This is a genomic window from Pseudomonas oleovorans subsp. oleovorans (genome assembly GCF_002197815.1).
GTDB classification, from domain to species: Bacteria; Pseudomonadota; Gammaproteobacteria; order Pseudomonadales; family Pseudomonadaceae; genus Aquipseudomonas; species Aquipseudomonas oleovorans.
Map to the genome: position 1 here is coordinate 1 of NZ_NIUB01000039.1, position 17,484 is coordinate 17,484.

At 62.1% G+C, this 17,484-nt stretch carries 18 protein-coding genes; 8 read left to right on the forward strand and 10 right to left on the reverse strand.

Annotation, left to right across the window (positions count from 1 at the left end; genetic code table 11):
* Positions 1–233: 233 nt before the first annotated feature.
* The 8 genes from putP to PSOLE_RS19255 all read right to left on the reverse strand — a co-directional run bounded on the left by putP (position 234) and on the right by PSOLE_RS19255 (position 8,301).
* The gene (gene putP, locus PSOLE_RS19220) at positions 234–1,718 is read right to left on the reverse strand and encodes a sodium/proline symporter PutP (RefSeq protein WP_074860241.1); all 1,485 of its coding nucleotides are present in this window, start codon (positions 1,716–1,718) and stop codon (positions 234–236) included.
* 469 nt (positions 1,719–2,187) lie between these two features.
* A complete protein-coding gene (locus PSOLE_RS19225; RefSeq protein ID WP_074860278.1) occupies positions 2,188–3,321 on the reverse strand; it encodes a GNAT family N-acetyltransferase in 1,134 nt (377 codons plus the stop codon).
* Positions 3,322–3,403: 82 nt separating this feature from the next.
* Entirely contained in the window at positions 3,404–4,747 is a 1,344-nt protein-coding gene (locus PSOLE_RS19230; RefSeq protein ID WP_074860243.1) for an OprO/OprP family phosphate-selective porin, read from the reverse strand.
* Between the two features lie 158 nt (positions 4,748–4,905).
* The gene (locus tag PSOLE_RS19235; RefSeq protein ID WP_074860244.1) at positions 4,906–5,238 is read right to left on the reverse strand and encodes a YnfA family protein; all 333 of its coding nucleotides are present in this window, start codon (positions 5,236–5,238) and stop codon (positions 4,906–4,908) included.
* 9 nt (positions 5,239–5,247) lie between these two features.
* Positions 5,248–5,676, reverse strand: a complete 429-nt coding sequence (locus PSOLE_RS19240) for a hypothetical protein (RefSeq protein WP_074860246.1) — start codon at positions 5,674–5,676, stop codon at positions 5,248–5,250.
* Between the two features lie 74 nt (positions 5,677–5,750).
* Positions 5,751–6,914: an MFS transporter gene (locus PSOLE_RS19245; RefSeq protein WP_074860247.1), complete on the reverse strand. Its 1,164-nt coding sequence runs from the start codon at positions 6,912–6,914 to the stop codon at positions 5,751–5,753.
* Between the two features lie 100 nt (positions 6,915–7,014).
* Positions 7,015–7,827: an SDR family oxidoreductase gene (locus tag PSOLE_RS19250; protein WP_074860249.1), complete on the reverse strand. Its 813-nt coding sequence runs from the start codon at positions 7,825–7,827 to the stop codon at positions 7,015–7,017.
* Between the two features lie 105 nt (positions 7,828–7,932).
* The gene (locus PSOLE_RS19255) at positions 7,933–8,301 is read right to left on the reverse strand and encodes a DUF2784 domain-containing protein (RefSeq protein ID WP_004423428.1); all 369 of its coding nucleotides are present in this window, start codon (positions 8,299–8,301) and stop codon (positions 7,933–7,935) included.
* 161 nt (positions 8,302–8,462) lie between these two features.
* Between PSOLE_RS19255 and PSOLE_RS19260 the strand changes: the two genes are divergently transcribed.
* The 4 genes from PSOLE_RS19260 to PSOLE_RS19275 all read left to right on the forward strand — a co-directional run bounded on the left by PSOLE_RS19260 (position 8,463) and on the right by PSOLE_RS19275 (position 11,858).
* A complete protein-coding gene (locus tag PSOLE_RS19260; protein ID WP_004423427.1) occupies positions 8,463–8,687 on the forward strand; it encodes a DUF2061 domain-containing protein in 225 nt (74 codons plus the stop codon).
* A 144-nt stretch (positions 8,688–8,831) separates the two neighbouring features.
* Entirely contained in the window at positions 8,832–10,130 is a 1,299-nt protein-coding gene (locus PSOLE_RS19265; protein WP_074860251.1) for an alpha/beta fold hydrolase family protein, read from the forward strand.
* Entirely contained in the window at positions 10,123–10,893 is a 771-nt protein-coding gene (locus tag PSOLE_RS19270; protein WP_074860253.1) for an MlaA family lipoprotein, read from the forward strand. The genes PSOLE_RS19265 and PSOLE_RS19270 overlap by 8 nt, the downstream gene beginning before the upstream one ends.
* 110 nt (positions 10,894–11,003) lie before the next feature.
* Positions 11,004–11,858, forward strand: coding sequence for a pirin family protein (locus tag PSOLE_RS19275; RefSeq protein WP_074860256.1), 855 nt, complete (start codon positions 11,004–11,006; stop codon positions 11,856–11,858).
* A 266-nt stretch (positions 11,859–12,124) separates the two neighbouring features.
* On the opposite strand, the gene PSOLE_RS19280 is transcribed toward PSOLE_RS19275, so the two are convergent.
* Positions 12,125–13,321, reverse strand: a complete 1,197-nt coding sequence (locus PSOLE_RS19280; protein ID WP_074860258.1) for a patatin-like phospholipase family protein — start codon at positions 13,319–13,321, stop codon at positions 12,125–12,127.
* Positions 13,322–13,546: 225 nt separating this feature from the next.
* Positions 13,547–14,479, reverse strand: a complete 933-nt coding sequence (locus tag PSOLE_RS19285; protein ID WP_074860260.1) for a lipid A biosynthesis lauroyl acyltransferase — start codon at positions 14,477–14,479, stop codon at positions 13,547–13,549.
* Between the two features lie 227 nt (positions 14,480–14,706).
* Here PSOLE_RS19285 and minC point away from each other — a divergent pair, with 227 nt between their 5' ends.
* From minC to PSOLE_RS19305, 4 genes are all read left to right on the forward strand, one after another.
* Complete coding sequence (minC, locus tag PSOLE_RS19290; RefSeq protein ID WP_004423412.1) at positions 14,707–15,438, forward strand: septum site-determining protein MinC; 732 nt, start codon at positions 14,707–14,709, stop codon at positions 15,436–15,438.
* Between the two features lie 100 nt (positions 15,439–15,538).
* Positions 15,539–16,354, forward strand: a complete 816-nt coding sequence (minD, locus tag PSOLE_RS19295; protein ID WP_074860262.1) for a septum site-determining protein MinD — start codon at positions 15,539–15,541, stop codon at positions 16,352–16,354.
* Positions 16,351–16,605 carry a cell division topological specificity factor MinE gene (gene minE / locus PSOLE_RS19300; protein ID WP_069517044.1) on the forward strand — a complete coding sequence of 85 codons (255 nt, stop codon included), beginning with the start codon at positions 16,351–16,353 and terminating at the stop codon, positions 16,603–16,605. Before minD ends, minE begins: the two co-directional genes overlap by 4 nt.
* Positions 16,606–16,754: 149 nt before the next feature.
* A complete protein-coding gene (locus PSOLE_RS19305; protein WP_004423405.1) occupies positions 16,755–17,390 on the forward strand; it encodes an RluA family pseudouridine synthase in 636 nt (211 codons plus the stop codon).
* Positions 17,391–17,484 lie beyond the last annotated feature (94 nt).

Below are 17,484 nucleotides of genomic sequence, written 5' to 3' on the forward strand. Positions count from 1 at the left end.
GCCAGCATTTTGCCTCGGGCTTCCTTCAGATTCGCAGTCGCCCGCGACACCCTTGCCTCTGGCTAACACTTCCCCTTGCCGGGTGTGTAGAGGACTTTCACCTCCAAGTCGTCCAGTCCACCACCACAGTGAACCGAACAGCGCCAGTCACGGCGCTACGCGCCATGCCTGGCGCACAACGAAAAAGGCGATGACTGCCGGGCAGTCATCGCCTTGTGTTCAAGCCAGCTGGATCAGACCGACTTGTACTCGCTCTCGGCCTGGTCGAAGCGGCTCAGCATCGACTGGCTCGGCGCCTTGCCGATGCGGCTGAAGATGACGATGGCCAGGGTGGCGAGGATGAAGCCCGGGATGATTTCGTACAGCCCCAGACCGATCCAGTTCTTCCACACGATCACGGTGGCCGCGCCGACTAGCATGCCAGCCAGGGCGCCGTTACGGGTCATGCCCTTCCACACCAGCGACAGGATAACCACCGGACCGAACGCAGCGCCGAAGCCGGCCCAGGCGTAGGACACCAGGCCCAGTACACGGTTTTCCGGGTTGGCAGCCAGGGCGATGGCGATCAGCGCCACCAGCAGCACCATGGCACGGCCGACCCAGACCAGCTCGGTTTGCGAGGCGCCCTTGCGCAGGAAGGCCTTGTAGAAGTCCTCGGTCAGGGCACTGGAGCACACCAGCAACTGGCAGCTCAGGGTGCTCATCACCGCGGCCAGGATGGCGGACAGCAGGATGCCGGCGATCCACGGGTTGAACAGCAGTTTGGCCAACTCGATGAATACACGCTCCGGGTTTTCGCTGACCGGCCCGGCCAGATCCGGGTTGGCCGAGAAGTAGGCAATACCGAAGAAGCCCACGGCGACCGCGCCACCGAGGCAGAGGATCATCCAGGTCATGGAAATGCGACGGGCTGCCGGGATCGATTTGACCGAGTCGGCCGCCATGAAGCGCGCCAGGATGTGCGGCTGGCCAAAGTAGCCCAGCCCCCATGCCAGCAGGGAAATCACACCAACGAAGGTCGCGCCCTTGAGCATGTCGAAGTTGGTTGCATCCTGCATTTCGATGGCGATGAAGGTCGGCTCTACACCACCGGTGGCAATCATCACCACGATCGGGGTGAGGATCAGTGCGAAGATCATCAGCGTGGCCTGCACGGTGTCGGTCCAGCTAACCGCCAGGAAACCACCGATGAAGGTGTAGGCGATGGTCGCTGCAGCGCCGGCCCACAGGGCGGTGCCGTAAGACATGCCGAAGGTGCTCTCGAACAGGCGGGCACCGGCCACCACACCCGAGGCGCAGTAGATGGTGAAGAACACCAGGATCACCAGCGCCGAGAAGATTCGCAGCAGGCGGCTGTTGTCCTCGAAACGGTTAGTGAAGTAATCCGGCAGGGTCAGGGCATTGCCGTTGTGCTCGGTCTGCACGCGCAAACGGCCAGCGACGAACAACCAGTTGAGATAGGCGCCGGCAATCAAGCCGATGGCGATCCAGCTTTCCGACAGACCGGCGACGAAGATCGCACCCGGCAAGCCCATCAGCAGCCAGCCACTCATATCGGAGGCACCAGCGGACAGCGCGGTCACGAAGCTACCGAGGCTGCGGCCACCGAGGATGTAGTCGGAAAGGTTCTTGGTACGCAGATAGGCGATCAGGCCGATCAGTACCATGGCTGCGATGTACACCACGAAGGTGACGAGCATTGGAGTACTAGCTGTCATTTGGGGGGCTCCCCTCTCGTTTGTTGTTCTTGGGCACCGTGCCCGGCTTGGCAAAGCGCACCCGCGTTCGCGGATACGGGGCTCCGGTTTCTTTCCTCGTCACACCGATGCCTGGCGAGCACGATCAGGGACAGATACCGGCGCAGTGAAAATCTCCACCACTTCGTCACTGCATCGGCAAGTGCATGAGCACTTTCCCTGACCTCCCTGGCTTACGCCTGCGGCCACCGAATCGCGTTACCACCCCTACTTCGGCTGCATGCACGTCTATTATCGGTCTAGCCCAGCAAAGCTGGTCTGACCAATCGGCGCAGACAAAACGGTCGTAACGAAAGTGAAGGGCGGAATTTAGTGGCAGATGTGAACAGGCTTCTTGCTGAAAGCTCTGGAGTTTTTGCAGAAATCTCCGACACGGGGAACTTCCGGCAAACAGCTGTTTCGGCGCCAGCACGATAACCTGATCGCTCGATCAGTCCCCACTGGGCTGGCGAAAAGGCAGATAACCGCGCGCCTGTTCCGCGTAAGCCCGTACGCCAGAGCGCTCCTGTTCGAGAAACTCGGCGACTGCAGCATACAACCCCGGGTGACAGAGATAATGCCACGAACGGGTGATGACCGGCTCGAAACCGCGTATCAGTTTGTGCTCCCCCTGGGCCCCGGCGTCGAAGCGTTGCAGACCTTCGGCGATGGCTAGCTCCATGCCCTGATAGAAGCAGGTTTCGAAATGCAGGCGGTCGAACTCGGCCAGGCAGCCCCAGTAGCGACCGAAGAAGGTTTCGCCATCGACCAGGCTGAAGGCCATCGCCAGCGGCCGCCCCTGCTGCCGGGCGAACACCACACGAATCATCTCCGGCATGCGCTCGGCCAGTAGGCTGAAGAAATCCCTCATCAGATAGGGTGCCTGACCGCGTACATGATAAGTGTTGGCATAGCAGTGGTAGACGAAATCCCAGTCCGCCTCGCTCAACTCATGGCCGCGTCGCCAGTCGAAATCGATGCCCTGCCCCGCGACCTGTTCTCGTTCCTTGCGCATCTGTTTGCGTTTGCGTGAGCTGAGCGCGTCGAGAAAATCCTGAAAGTCACGATAACCGCGGTTGTGCCAGTGGAACTGGCAACCCAGTCGCTCAAGCCACCCCTCGCACGCCCCGATCACTGCATCGCAGGCCGAGGTGGTGAAATTGATATGCAGACTCGATAAGCCTTCATCATCCAAAGCGGCTGCCAACGCATCCAGCAACTCGGCGGCCGCAACAGGATCACCGAGCAAGCGCGCGCCTGTTACCGGCGAGAACGGCACGGCGCCCAGTAGCTTGGGGTAATAGGCGATACCCGCACGCCTGCAGGCATCGGCCCAGGCGTGATCGAACACGTATTCGCCGTAGGAGTGCTGCTTGATGTAAGCCGGCAGCGCCGCCTGCACCTGGCCCTGCGCATCGCACCAGAGCCGGTGCGCCGGCAGCCAGCCGGTACGGCCGCCAACGCTGCCACTGTCCTCCAGCGAGGAAAGGAAGGCGTGGCGCAGGAACGGCTGCGAAGTCGGCAGCAGGGCATCCCAGCTGGCGGCCGGTAGTTGGGACAGTTGGGTCAAGGTGTGCAGGGGCATGGCGCCAGTCTGGCGAAAGCGGCGGACGAAAAAAAGCCCCGCCAAAGGCGGGGCTCAAGCAGGAGCAAAATCAGTGGAGCATTTAGAACGCGTACTGCAGGCGCATCACGAAGGCGTCGCCGTCATCGTCACCAGCGGTGTTGGTGATCTTGTCGGTCTTGGCCTTGATGTAGTTAGCACTGACCTTGACCACATCGTTGGCGTACCAGTTCGCGCCCACGGTATGCAGCTTGGCCTTGGTATCGCCCACTTCGCGCGTGGCGGTGGCAACGGTGACGTTGTCGTCTTCGATCTTGATGTTGTCGTAACGGTAGAAGACTTCCCAGGCACCCAGCTGCTTGTTGGATGGTTTGATCGCATCGAAACGTGCACCATCCAGGCGGTAACCGCGGGATTCGCCGGTCAGGGTGTAGGCCAGTTGCGCGTAGTAACCGTTGGCCTTGATATCTTCGATGCCAGCGCGGTCAGCCTTCAGTTTGCGCGCCAGGTATTCGGCTTGAGCGGAGAACGGGCCCATGGCATAGGCCAGTTCCGCACCCCAGGCGGAATCGTTATCGAGATCACCTGCACGGTAAGCGGTGTTAGCACCACCGTAGATCGAGGTGGCATCGCCACCAAAAATCGCGCGGTTGCCGTTAGTGCCAGCATCATTACCGCCATTGGTGCTAACGCCGCGTACGGTCAGACGAGGACGGACACGGGCATCGGTAACAGTGTCATCCAGATCACGGGTTGCGTAGTTCAAGCCCAGGTGCAGAACATTACCCGCCTCAGCCATCGGAGCGAACACACCGCGCACGTTGAACTGCTTGACGCTCTTACCGTCAGTGTCGTTGGGGTCCTTGGCGCTTACGCCACCGGACAGGAACGCCATGTTGCCGATGACCGAGCTACCCTGTACGCCCAAGCCGTTCTCGTGGCCGTTGACCCAGTCAGCGATCTCATAGATGGCGGAACGCTCGATGGCAGTGATCCACTTGGAGCTGGTGGCCTTCTCCAGACCGAAGTCCGGGTCGAAGCGGCCGACACGAATGTTGACCGGGTTGAAGCCGGTGTAGGTCACCGATGCTTCGTCGAAGTATCCCTTACCAGCCTGGCCTGCATTGTGCGACAGGTCGTAGGAGATTGCATACTTCCAGTCTTTGTAGACCGTACCGCTGAGTTCCAGGAACGCACGGCGGAAGTAGGCAGCGTCGGCCTTGTCACCTTCGCGGGTGTAGAAGCCATCGAAGGTGCCATAGTCGGCCTGCAGACGGCCGCCCAGCTTGAAGCTGAACTCTTTGTCGGTGGTGGCGACTTCAAGGCCGCCCTTGGTCTTGATCACGATATCGGCGCCGTCAGTGGTGACGGTACCGGCGAAAGCCTGGGCGGAAACGGCCAGGGCCAGGGTGCTGGCTACGAAACCGGCGAAGTGCTTACGGATCATCGAGAAATTCCCCTGTTGGACTTTTAGTGTTGAAAACACCCGAGCTGTGGGCTCGTTCGTGCTGGGGGAATCTTGGCGAGGGGTTATTTCAGATCAGTTGCCAATATATAAAGATTTGATGACAGCGGAACTTTTTACTTCCGATACTTATAAGCAGATCAGGATGAATGCAACCGCGGTCCCAGCAGGATGATGGTGGCTCCTGCCAGGCAAAGCGCAGCGCCAAACCAGTCGCTGAACAGTGGCCGGGTCTTTTCGATCAGCGCCAGCCACACCAGCGAAGCGACGATATACACACCGCCATAAGCGGCATAAGCGCGACCGGCGAAGGAGGCTTCGACGCGGGTCAGAATCAGGGCGAACAACGCCAGGCTGAGCAGCCCCGGAGCGATCCACCAGACACTGCGATCGAGCCGCAGCCACATCCAGAATGCGTAGCAGCCGGCGATCTCGAACAGGGCCGCCAGCAGAAACCATAGATAGTTGATCATTCTCGCCCTCTAACCACGCAAGGCACCCTCACGCTCCCAAGCGCAGCGCACACGCAGCCCACCCTCCTGCGGGCTGTGAAAACCATTGTCGGACTCCCAGCGGAAGGTGTGCATGCCATTGAGCTCGGTTTCCAGGTGCACCACCGCGCTGGCCCAGTACAGGCGCTTGAGCAGTGCCTCGAAGGCTTCGATCCACAGGTTCCACTCGTACTCGATCGCGCCATAGCTGGCGCCGAAGTGGATCACCTGGGTCTGGTACAGGCCGGCACCGGGCAAGTCGCAGAAAGAGAACATCTCGCGGCCGAGAAACGGCCAGAGCTCGCCGGCCGGCAACTCGGCCAGCACGCCATGATTGGTTTCACGGCGCAGGCGACGCAACTCGGGGTCATCCGAGGGCCAGTCGCGGATGCAGCCATAGACGATGGATTCGGACTCCACACCGGCACTCCTGAAAAAGCAGAACGCCTTCTAACACAGCCGGCCTGGGCAGGAAAGGAACTGCGGCCAATTGCTCAATGCCGCTGCCGGCGATTACGCCCCAGCAACCACGCCACCAGCGTCATCACCAGGGCCAGCACGGTGAGCACGGCGAACGGCAGGTGGTAACTGCCGGACAAGTCGCGGGCCAGCCCGGTAAGGATGGGCGTCAGGCTGCCAAGGCTGTAACCGGTGAACAGCATCATCGCCGTCCAGCGGCTGACGGCCAGGGGTGAACCGGCTTCGTACAGCGGCAGCACCAGTGACAGGGCGAAGGAGCCGCCCAGCGAAAAGCCCATGATCACCGCCCACAGTTCCGGAACGAAACGCGGCATGAAGGTGACCATCGCCAGACAACCGCAGGTGACCGCACCGCAAGCCAACAGTAGCGGATAACGCGCGTTGTAGCGCTGCGCCAGCCAGGGCAGCAGGAACGAGCTGGGCAGCCCCATGAGCATGGCCAGACTGAGCAGCGAGTTGCTGCGCAGCATGCTCAGCCCGGCTTCGTGATAACGCGCCACGGCCCAGGTCGCGATGGCATAGAACAAGCCCGCCTGAATGGCAAAGAAGCAACTGATCAGCCAGGCCCGTGGCTGCCGCCAAGGCAGACCACCGATTTCCTGCTCATTGGCAGCACCCGTCTGGTTGGGCAGCCACAGCCAGAGCATGACTCCGAACAGCGCAGGTGCAGCCCATACCGCCAGGCCCAGGTGCCAGGCGTCACCGAACAGCGCAGTGGCCGGCGCAGTCAGCACTGCACCACCGGCACCACCAATGGCCATGCCCAGCGAATACCAGCCGACCACACGCCCCATCTGGCTGGCGAAATGGCGCTTGATAAAGCCCGACAGCAAAGGCCCGGCAACCGCGATGGCGGCTCCCAAAGCGATTGCGCTGCCGATCAGTACCGCACTCTGGTGCGCGGCCAGACGCGCCAGCAGCGCCAGGCCGATCAGTCCAAGACAAAGCACGATGGTACGTTCGAGGCCCCAGCGCATGGCCAGACGCGGCGCCAATGGTGCGAGCAGGCCCATGCACAACACCGGCAAGGCCGTGGTCAGACTGATGAAGCTGCGGCTCAGCGAGAGCTCCGCGGCGATGCGCTCGATCAGCGGCGCGAGGGAAGTGATGCCGGGGCGCAAATTGATCGCCGCCAGCACCAGGGCCACCAGCAGCAGGGCCCGAGGGACTGGTTTCACAGGTATTCCATGGTCATTACGGCAGGCAGGCCGGGGCGGCCACCCTACCCCTGCAGGCCTTGCCAGGCAAGCCTGCAGGCGCAAATAGCTGACCTTTTGGTCAGCTGACGGATTTGACCTTGCCGCGCATTTTCTCGGCCATGCTGGCCATCTCGTCGTACAGCGCCTGCGGGCTCTTCTGCTTCAGCGCCCAGGCCATACGGCCCATTTCGTGCGGCAGGATCATGAAGCTGCCCTTGGCCACTTCAGCGTGGATGTAATCGGCGATATCCGCTGCGCTGATCGGCGAACTCTCCAGCAGCTTGCCGACCTGAGCCTTCATCGCCGGAGTCGGGCCACGGAAAGAGTCCAGCAGATTGGTCTGGAAGAAGGATGGGCAGACCACATGCACGCCGATTTCCAGCTGACGCAGCTCCACCAGCAGGCTTTCCGACAGCGCCACCACGCCGGCCTTGGCGACGTTGTAGTTGCTCATGCCCGGCCCCTGCATCAGCGCGGCCATGGAGGCGATGTTGACGATCTTGCCCTTGCTCTTTTCCAGCAGCGGCAGGAATGCCTTGCAGCCCTTGACCACACCCATCAGGTTGATCGAGATCTGCCAGTCCCAGTCCTCCAGCGACAACTCGCTGAAGAAGCCACCGGAGGCGACACCGGCGTTGTTGACGATGATATCGATACCGCCGAACTGCTCCTCGCAGGCTTGCGCCAGGGCGGTCAGCTGGCTGTAGTCACGCACGTCGCAGCGACGGGTGAAACCGTCGCCGCCGGCCTCGCGCACCAGCTTGAGGGTTTCTGCCAGACCAGCCTCGTTGACGTCGGCCAGCGCCAGACGCCAGCCCTCGTGCGCCCAACGCAGGGCAATTTCGCGTCCCAGGCCGGAGCCCGCGCCAGTGATCATCATGCGGTTTTGCATAGCAGCCCTGCCTTCATTGATTGGTTACGATGGCTGCCAGTGTAGCGAAGGCGATAAAGCCACCATGCCTTCATCAGATTTATGAATAGGCAGGGCAAATCACGATCACGTTTTCCTGCGCCAGCGCCCGATCAGCCAGGCATATACGGCAGCGTTGACCAGTACGACGATGGCCCCCAGCCACAGCTGAATAGCCGGGGTGAGCCCGGCCGGATAGATCAGCGGTATCAGATAATGCTCGATGAAGCCGCCCTCGTAGCCGGCCTGCCCGGCCATACGGCGCAACTGGTTTTCCCAGGGCGTCAGCGGGCAGCCCAGGTGCAGGCATTCGACGATTACACCCCAGGCCACCGCCGGCACATGCAGCCAGATCAGGCTTGGCCAGCGCAGCAGCAACAGGCCGCCGAGCATGACGAAGAGGATGAAGCCCAGGTGGATCACCACCAGCGCGTCGGCAGCCATACGCCAAAACATTGCGCCTCCCTTGAGCGGCGAAGATAAATAGATAAAAATCGCCTCAAAGCCAAAGCCTCATTGAGCAGAACTATTACAACCATGCAAACGCCGCATTTCCCGACTCGAGGGCGTGCGACTAGCCTTGCCTACATAGGAAATGATTCTCAAGTAGGTGCATCATGCTCAAGACCCTGACCTTCACCATCATGCACTTCTGCATCGCCTTCGGCGTCACCTACGCGCTGACCGGCAGCGTTGCCGCCAGTGGCCTGGTGGCCGCCATCGAACCGCTGTGCAATTCCGTGGGTTTCTACTTCCACGAGAAAATCTGGCAGCGCTTCGAACGTAAGCGCAATCCTGCGGCCCAGCGCCCCAGGCATGCCTGGCTGCACCACCAGGCCTGAAACCTGCACCGGCAGTGAGTCAGCCTTGCAGCGACTCATCTTTCCCTGCGATAAGGCAGGATGGTCTGGCACTTTGCCCCGCATGCTGCTGTCATACGCCGGCAGTTCAATCCAGACGATCTCTTATTCGAAGGGACTCAGTACATGCTCAGCCTTGCCCGACTTGCCGCCCTGTTCAGTGGCCTGGTTTTCTGTGCTTCAACGCTGGCCGCCGATGTGGACGCCGAGAGCTACGGTTATCCATTGGCCAACCCGTTCGAGGCAACCATCGCCACCACGCCGCCCGAGCTGCGCCCGGCGCTGCCGGCCGATGCAGACATCCGGCAGCGCGACTACTCGGTACGCCTGCGCCCGGATCGACAATTCGAGTTGCTGGAGAACTTCTGGCCAGTGACCCGGCTGCGTTATCGCCTGGCCGAGCAGAAAGGCCGCGCGCCGCTGATCTTCATCATCGCCGGCACCGGCGCACACTACGCCAGCGGCACCAACGAATACCTGAAGAAACTCTTCTACGGCGCCGGTTTCCATGTGGTGCAGCTGTCGTCACCAACCAGCTATGACTTCATGGCTGCCGCCTCACGCTCTGCCACACCCGGTTACAGCCCGGAAGATGCCGACGACCTGTACCGCGTGATGCAGGCTGTGCGCGCCCAGCACCCGAAGCTCGATGTCAGTGAGTTCATGCTCACCGGCTACAGCCTCGGCGCGCTGCACGCCGCGTTCGTCAGCCAGCTTGATGAAACCCGTCGCGCCTTCGACTTCAAGCGGGTGCTGCTGCTCAATCCGCCGGTCAACCTCTACACCTCCATCACCAATCTGGACAAGCTGGTACAGACCAGGGTGCAGGGCATCGACAACAGCACCAACTTCTATGATCTGGTGCTGGGCAAGCTGACCCGTTACTTCAACGACAAGGGCTACCTGGATATCAACGAGGCCATGCTCTATGACTTCCAGCAGTCGAGACAAAAGCTCTCCAACGAACAACTGGCCATGCTCATCGGCACCGCGTTCCGTTTTTCTTCTGCCGATATCGTCTTCACCTCGGACCTGCTCAATCGCCGCGGCCTGATCACCCCACGTGACTACCGCATCACCGAGGGCACCAGCCTCACGCCCTTCTTCCAGATGGCCCTGCGCTGTGACTTCGACTGCTATATCGCCGAGCAACTGATACCCATGTGGCGCGCCCGCTATGACGGCGGCAGCCTCAATCAGTTGATCGACAAGACCAGCCTGTATGCCCTCGAGGACTACCTCAAAGGCAGCGACAAGATCGCCGTGATGCACAACGCCGATGACCTGATCCTCGGCCAGGGCGATATCGGTTTCCTGCGCCGCACCTTCGGCGACCGCCTGACCCTTTACCCGCGTGGCGGGCACTGCGGCAACCTCAACTATCGCGTCAATGCCGACGCCATGCTGGAGTTCTTCCGTGGTTAAGCACAGCACCCTGACCATCGCCCTGCTGCTGGCCGGCGGGCAGGCCCTGGCCGCAAACCAGGTCGACCCTGACGGTTTCACCAACCCGCTGCAGCACCTGCAGTTCAACCCGGGGCTGGACCAGCAGGAATTCGAGCGCGCCTCCAGTGACGCCCTGCAGGTCTATGACCCCCTGGAGTCATGGAACCGCCGCGTCTACCACTTCAACTACCGTTTCGATCAGTGGGTCTTCCTGCCCGTGGTCGACGGCTACCGCTACGTCACACCCAATCTGGTGCAGACCGGCGTGCACAACTTCTTCAACAATCTGGGGGAAATTCCCACGCTGGCCAACAGCCTGTTGCAACTCAAGGGCCAACGGGCGATGAACAGCACTGCACGGCTGCTCTTCAATACCATCATCGGAGTCGGTGGCCTGTGGGACCCGGCCACCAAGATGGGCCTGCCACGCTTGAGCGAGGACTTCGGCCAGACCCTGGGTTACTACGGCGTACCGGCCGGCCCGTACCTGATGCTGCCGCTGCTCGGCCCGTCGAACCTGCGCGACACCGGTGGCCTGGTGGCGGATTACAGCCTGGAAAATGCGGTCAACTACCTCGATGTGGCCGACGCCAGCCGCAACAACCCCGGCATTACCGTGCTGCGCGTGGTCGATACCCGCGCCAATACCGGCTTCCGCTACGGCCAGCTGAACTCGCCATTCGAGTACGAGAAGATTCGTTACTTCTACCACGAGTCGCGCAAGCTGAAGATTGCCGACTGAAGCCTGGGCCATGCATCGAATTAATCGATGCATGGCCGGCAAATTTTCCACCCAAATATCGATTCGATACGACTAGCATGGCGCCATTCCTACCTCCCAAGGAGCTCGCCATGACTTCGCCACGCCGCGTCATCAGCATCCAGCCTGGCCAACCCGCCTCGGACGGCGCGGGGGTGCGCCTCAACCGCGTGATCGGTGGGCCGGGCCTGGAGCGCTTCGATCCCTTCCTGATGCTCGACGAGTTTTCCACCGACAACCCTGACGACTACATCGCCGGTTTCCCGCCGCACCCGCATCGCGGTTTCGAGACCATCACCTACATGCTCGAAGGGCGCATGCGCCATGAGGATCACCTGGGCAACGTCGGCCTGCTCGGCAGTGGCGGCGTGCAATGGATGACCGCCGCGCGCGGCATCATCCACAGCGAAATGCCCGAGCAGGAGTCCGGCGCCATGCGCGGCTTCCAGCTCTGGCTCAACCTGCCGGCCAAGGACAAACTGGGCCAGGCGGGTTATCGCGACATCCCGGCCAGCGAGATCCCGCGCATCAACACGGCATCCGGCGTCGAGGTGGTGGTGATCGCCGGCGAGTTCGACGATGGCGAAATCCGCCAGGCCGGCGCCGTGCAGCGTCCGTATACCGAGCCGCAACTGTTCGACCTACATCTGCCGGCCGGCAGCCAGGTTTCACCGCGCCTGGCCGACGGGCAGCGGGTCATGCTCTACGTCTACCAGGGTTTGCTCGAATTACCCGAGGCCGGCGCACAACCGATCAGCGCCGGGCGCCTGGTACGCCTGTCTGACGCGGGCGCACTGCACCTGGCCAGCGCTCATGGCGCACGGGTGCTGCTGATCGCCGGCACACCACTGAACGAGCCCATCGTCCAGTACGGACCGTTCGTGATGAACAGCCGTGAGGAAATCGAGCAGGCTCTGCGTGACTTTCGCGATGGTGTGCTGGCCTGATGCCGAAGGCGCCAAGTCGACATCGATAACTCGGCACTCCAGCCCCAGGCACGTAGCCTAGTGCCAGTCCGTTAAGCGGAAAGGGGGCGTTTGTAGGAGCCGGCTTGCTGGCGATCCGCCCCTTTGCTGATCATCCTCAAGCATCGCCGGCAAGCCTGCTCCTACAGTTCCGTAGTGTCACAGGCAACGCTTATCTGCTTCGCCCCAACACTACGAAAATGCCTGGGAAATCTTATCTGATCGGTATTGAGACACATAACCGGACTTTATCCGGCTATGTTTCCGGCGGGCTGCGCCACATCGACCAGCCCGAGAAAGCGACAGAGGTCGGCCTTGCGCGCCATCGCATCCTGATAACCCAACTCGATCAGTTCACTGCAATAGCCGGGCTCGAACAGCAGGTAGCTGAGCACCCCCGCTCCACCGGCTTTGGTTGCCCCAGGACCACGCAGAAACAGACGCAGCGCCCTGGGCAGCTCGCGCTGATGACGCGCGGCGATCTGATCCAGCGGCTGGCTCGGCGCGATCACCAGCACATCCACCGGGTTCAAACCCAAACCACGCGGTCGCCGCTCAGGCGGCACCAGCGCACTCATCTGGTTGAGTCGTTCGAGCAGTTCGATGTCGATTTCCAGATTATCGATGAAGGTACTGTTGAGCATGTGCCCGCCAATTTGCGCCAGGCTCGGCGGGTGATTGGCCGGGGTGACCGGCACAGGGGCCGAGGCATTGCTCTGTGCATTGCCACTCACGCCAATCACCAGCACGCGACTGGCCCCCAGGTGCAAGGCGGGGCTGATCGGCGCCGCCTGGCGTACCGCGCCGTCGCCGAAGTATTCGCGGTTGATCTTCACCGGCGGGAATATCAGCGGGATCGACGCACTGGCCAGCAAGTGTTCGAGGCGCAGCCGCGTCGGCACCCCGACACGACGGTGGCGAAACCAGGGGTCGATGGTCGCGCGGCCCTGATAGAAGGTCATCGCCTGACCGCTTTCATAGCCGAAGGCCGTCACCGCCACGGCCCGCAACTGTCGATGACGCACGGCAGCCGCGATACCGGAGAGGTCCAGCTCGCGCTCCAGCAACTCGCGCAATGGCGAACTGTCGAGCAAGGCCACCGGAACATCGCGCCCCAGGCCAAGCAGGCTGTGACCGACGAAACGCGCCGCCTGCCGCAACACGCCCGGCCAGTCGCTGCGGTACACCATATGGGTGTGAAAGCCCTGCCAGACAGAGGTCAGGCGCCGCACGGCTTCGCCGAACTGCAACGCGCCGCAGGCCAGGCCAACGGCGTTGATCGCCCCGGCCGAAGTGCCGACTATCACCGGAAAGGGATTGTGCGAGGCATCCGGCAGCAGATCGGCAATGGCTGCCAGCACCCCGACCTGATAGGCCGCCCGCGCCCCGCCGCCGGAGAGGATCAGCCCGGTCACGGGCGCATCGGGGCGGGCAATCACGGTCATCGGGCGATCCTGTTTTTCGTTGCAGTATAGATGCGCTAGCAGGCCGTTGAAAAACGTAGGCGAGGCAGGCAAGGCAATACCGATGGCGGCCCCGCAAAAACGGCCGAAAAAAGCACTGGGCCCGCACTCGGGTTTACGCGTTGTAAATGAGCATTTTGACTGGGCTCGCACGCGAGGCCGTTTTTAACGCAGCATTGCCAACGCAGGTAGTTTTTCAACGGCCTGCTAGTTGCGCTTACCGTACAGCTTCGGCTCACCCTCGGGACGCGTCTTGAAACGCCGATGCGCCCATAGGTACTGCTCCGGGCAGGCACTGACCACCTGTTCAATCCACTGGTTGATACGCAGGCAATCGGCCTCCTCGCTCTCGCCGGGAAAGCCTTCGAGCGGCGGATGGATCACCAGGCGATAACCGCTGCCATCGGCCAGGCGCCGCTGGGTGAAAGGCACCACGCGCGCCTTGCCCAGGCGGGCGAACTTGGTGGTGGCGGTAACCGTGGCCGCCTGAATACCGAACAGCGGCACGAAGATGCTCTGCTTGCGGCCGTAATCCTGATCCGGCGCGTACCAGATCGCACGACCGGCACGCAGCACCTTGAGCATGGCTCGAATGTCCTCGCGCTCGATGGCGGTGGCGTCGAGGTTGTGGCGCTCGCGGCCACGTCGCTGGATGTAGTCGAACAACGGATTGTCGTGTTCGCGGTACATGCCGTCGATGGTGTGCAATTGACCGAGCAGCGCGGCGCCGATCTCCAGGGTGGTGAAGTGCACCGCCATGAGGATCACCCCCTGCCCTTCGGCCTGCGCCTGCTGCAGATGTTCGAGGCCCTCGACATGCGCCAACTTTGCCAGGCGCGCCTTGGGCCACCACCAGCTCATGGCCATCTCGAAGAAGGCGATACCGGTGGAAGCGAAATTCTCCTTGAGCAGGCGCTCGCGCTCGGCAGCGCTCTTGTCGGGGAAGCAAAGTTCCAGATTGCGCGCAGCGATCTGCCGGCGCGAGCTTGCCGTGCGGTACATCAGCCAGCCCAGTGCCCGCCCCAGTTTCAGTTGCAGGCCGTAAGGCAGTTGCACCACCAGCCACAGCAATCCGAAGCCCAGCCACAGCGGCCAGAAGCGCGGATGAAGAAAATAGGCGCGAAAGCGGGGGCGGTCCATGAGGCGTTTCCGATCACTTACAAAGCCGCGCATTCTAACCCAGTTTTCCCGGCCAGCTCGGCGACATCCATGCCACCTGAGACGTTCAGCACAGCGCAGCGACAGACATACACCACCAACCTGCGGCCCCGGCTCTGGCCTCGCTGACGCGCGCGGCTTGCGGCATGCGGGCTATCTCGTTATAAGTCCGGCATCTTTCGACTCGCCAGAAGGCCCATCGCACCACCATGAGCCAAGCCGACCTCCTCGCCCAAGACCCCGTATTCCAGCTCAAGGGCAGCATGCTCGCCATCACCGTGATGGAACTGGCGCACAACGATCTCGAACGCCTCGACGCGCAACTGACGGAAAAAGTCGCCCAGGCCCCGGCCTTCTTCAGCAACACGCCGCTGGTGCTGGCCCTGGACAAACTGCCGGAAGGCGAAGGTGAACTGGACCTGGCCCAACTGATGGCTTTGTGTCGCCGCCATGGCCTGCGCACCCTGGCCATCCGCGCCGTACGCGAAAGTGATGTGGCTGCCGCCGAAGCCATGGATCTGCCCGTGCTGCCGCCGTCCGGCGCGCGCGAGCGGCCTATCGACCCGGCGCCGCCGAAGAAGGTCGAGGTAAAACCCGCCGAGCCCGAGCACAAGCCCGCCCGGGTCGTCACCACACCAGTGCGCGGCGGCCAGCAGATCTATGCCCAGGGTGGCGACCTGATCGTCCTGGCAGCGGTCAGCGCCGGGGCGGAACTTCTCGCCGATGGCAACATCCATGTTTACGCGCCCATGCGTGGCCGCGCCCTGGCTGGCATCAAGGGCAACACCCAGGCACGGATTTTCTGTCAGCAAATGGGCGCCGAAATGCTGTCGATCGCCGGCCATTACAAGGTCGCCGAAGACCTGCGCCGTGACCCGCTGTGGGGCGATGCGGTACATGTCAGCCTGTCGGGTGACGTGTTGAACATCACCCGCCTTTAACGGATACTGCGGCCACTTTTTTACGGATACAAAAAGGCATCTGGAAGCCTCGATTGGCTGACGGATTCCCGCGTTTTATTCATTTTTAGGGTGAATCACCTTGGCCAAGATCCTCGTAGTCACTTCCGGCAAGGGTGGCGTCGGTAAAACCACCACCAGCGCCGCCATCGGTACCGGCCTCGCCCTGCGCGGCCACAAGACCGTCATCGTCGACTTCGACGTCGGCCTGCGTAACCTCGACCTGATCATGGGCTGCGAACGCCGCGTGGTGTACGACTTCGTCAACGTGGTCAACGGCGAAGCCACCCTCACTCAGGCGCTGATCAAGGACAAGCGTCTCGAGAACCTCTACGTGCTGGCCGCCAGCCAGACCCGTGACAAGGACGCACTGACCCTCGAAGGCGTCGAGAAAGTCATCAATGAGCTGTCGCAAAATTTCGAATATGTGGTCTGCGACTCGCCTGCTGGTATCGAGAAGGGTGCACACCTGGCGATGTATTTCGCCGACGAAGCCATCGTCGTGACCAACCCGGAAGTGTCCTCGGTACGTGACTCCGACCGCATGCTCGGCCTACTGGCGAGCAAATCGCGCCGCGCCGAGAAAGGCGAAGACCCGATCAAGGAACACCTGCTGCTGACCCGCTACAACCCCGAGCGCGTCACCAAGGGCGAAATGCTCGGCGTCGAAGACGTCGAGGAAATCCTCGCCATCCGCCTGCTCGGCGTGATCCCCGAATCCCAGGCCGTGCTCAAGGCATCCAACCAGGGCATCCCGGTCATCCTCGATGATCAGAGCGACGCCGGCCAGGCCTACAGCGATGCCGTCGAGCGCCTGCTGGGCAAGGACGTGCCGCACCGCTTCCTGGATGTGAAGAAGCAGGGCTTCCTGCAGCGCCTGTTTGGAGGTCGAGAATGAATATTTTTGACTTCTTGCGTTCGCGCAAGAAGGAAACCACCGCATCCATCGCCAAAGAGCGCCTACAGATCATCGTCGCCCACGAACGTGGCCAGCGCAGCCAGCCGGACTACCTGCCGGCCCTGCAGCAGGAACTGGTGGAAGTGATCCGCAAGTACGTCAACATCGACTCTGACCAGGTACAGGTTGCCCTAGAGAACCAGGGCAGTTGCTCGATCCTGGAGCTGAACATTACCCTGCCGGATCGCTGATCGATTCTGGCCATGCGCACGGCGGCTTCGGCCGCCGTGTTCGTTTGTAGTCATCGATAGCCTGTAGGAGCGAGCTCTGCTCGCGAATATCGGTAACCTGCATTTTTCGCGAGCAGAGCTCGCTCCTACCAGACCGTTGCGAACGCCCCATGCCGCTAAGCCAGATCGAAATTCTCCACCAGGACGCCGCCTTGTTGGTGATCAACAAGCCCACCCTGCTGCTGTCGGTGCCGGGCCGCGCCGATGACAACAAGGATTGCCTGGTCACCCGCCTGCAGGAAAATGGCTACCCCGAGGCGCGCATCGTCCATCGGCTGGACTGGGAAACCTCGGGCATCATCGTCCTGGCTCGCGACGCCGACAGCCACCGCGAGCTGTCCCGGCAGTTCCACGACCGTGAAACCGAGAAGGCCTACACCGCCCTGTGCTGGGGCCAGCCGCAGGCCGACAGCGGCAGCATCGACCTGCCGCTGCGCTACGACCCGCCGACCAAACCACGCCACGTGGTCGATCACGAACTGGGCAAACAGGCGCTGACCCACTGGCGCGTCATCGAGCGCTGCGGCGACTGGTGCCGGGTCGAGCTCACGCCCATCACCGGACGCTCACACCAGTTGCGCGTGCATATGCTGTCCATCGGTCATCCGCTGCTGGGCGACCGTCTCTACGCTCACGAACAGGCCCTGGCCGCCCATGAGCGCCTGTGCCTGCACGCCAGCATGCTCGCCCTCACCCACCCGCAAACGGGTGAGCGCATGCGCTTCGAGTGCCCGGCGCCATTTTGATCGCCCGCAGTAGGGTGGATGACGCTTTTTCATCCACCTTTCTGACTGCCACAACCTGCGCCCAAGACCCCGCAAGCGCCAGCAGATAGCCTGC

Coding starts and splice junctions, on each gene's coding strand:
- putP (WP_074860241.1), bottom strand. CDS start 1,718: ATGACAGCTAGTACTCCAATGCTCGTCACCTTCGTGGTGTACATCGCA.
- PSOLE_RS19225 (WP_074860278.1), bottom strand. CDS start 3,321: ATGCCCCTGCACACCTTGACCCAACTGTCCCAACTACCGGCCGCCAGC.
- PSOLE_RS19230 (WP_074860243.1), bottom strand. CDS start 4,747: ATGATCCGTAAGCACTTCGCCGGTTTCGTAGCCAGCACCCTGGCCCTG.
- PSOLE_RS19235 (WP_074860244.1), bottom strand. CDS start 5,238: ATGATCAACTATCTATGGTTTCTGCTGGCGGCCCTGTTCGAGATCGCC.
- PSOLE_RS19250 (WP_074860249.1), bottom strand. CDS start 7,827: ATGCAAAACCGCATGATGATCACTGGCGCGGGCTCCGGCCTGGGACGC.
- PSOLE_RS19255 (WP_004423428.1), bottom strand. CDS start 8,301: ATGTTTTGGCGTATGGCTGCCGACGCGCTGGTGGTGATCCACCTGGGC.
- PSOLE_RS19260 (WP_004423427.1), top strand. CDS start 8,463: ATGCTCAAGACCCTGACCTTCACCATCATGCACTTCTGCATCGCCTTC.
- PSOLE_RS19265 (WP_074860251.1), top strand. CDS start 8,832: ATGCTCAGCCTTGCCCGACTTGCCGCCCTGTTCAGTGGCCTGGTTTTC.
- PSOLE_RS19275 (WP_074860256.1), top strand. CDS start 11,004: ATGACTTCGCCACGCCGCGTCATCAGCATCCAGCCTGGCCAACCCGCC.
- PSOLE_RS19280 (WP_074860258.1), bottom strand. CDS start 13,321: ATGACCGTGATTGCCCGCCCCGATGCGCCCGTGACCGGGCTGATCCTC.
- PSOLE_RS19285 (WP_074860260.1), bottom strand. CDS start 14,479: ATGGACCGCCCCCGCTTTCGCGCCTATTTTCTTCATCCGCGCTTCTGG.
- minC (WP_004423412.1), top strand. CDS start 14,707: ATGAGCCAAGCCGACCTCCTCGCCCAAGACCCCGTATTCCAGCTCAAG.
- minE (WP_069517044.1), top strand. CDS start 16,351: ATGAATATTTTTGACTTCTTGCGTTCGCGCAAGAAGGAAACCACCGCA.
- PSOLE_RS19305 (WP_004423405.1), top strand. CDS start 16,755: ATGCCGCTAAGCCAGATCGAAATTCTCCACCAGGACGCCGCCTTGTTG.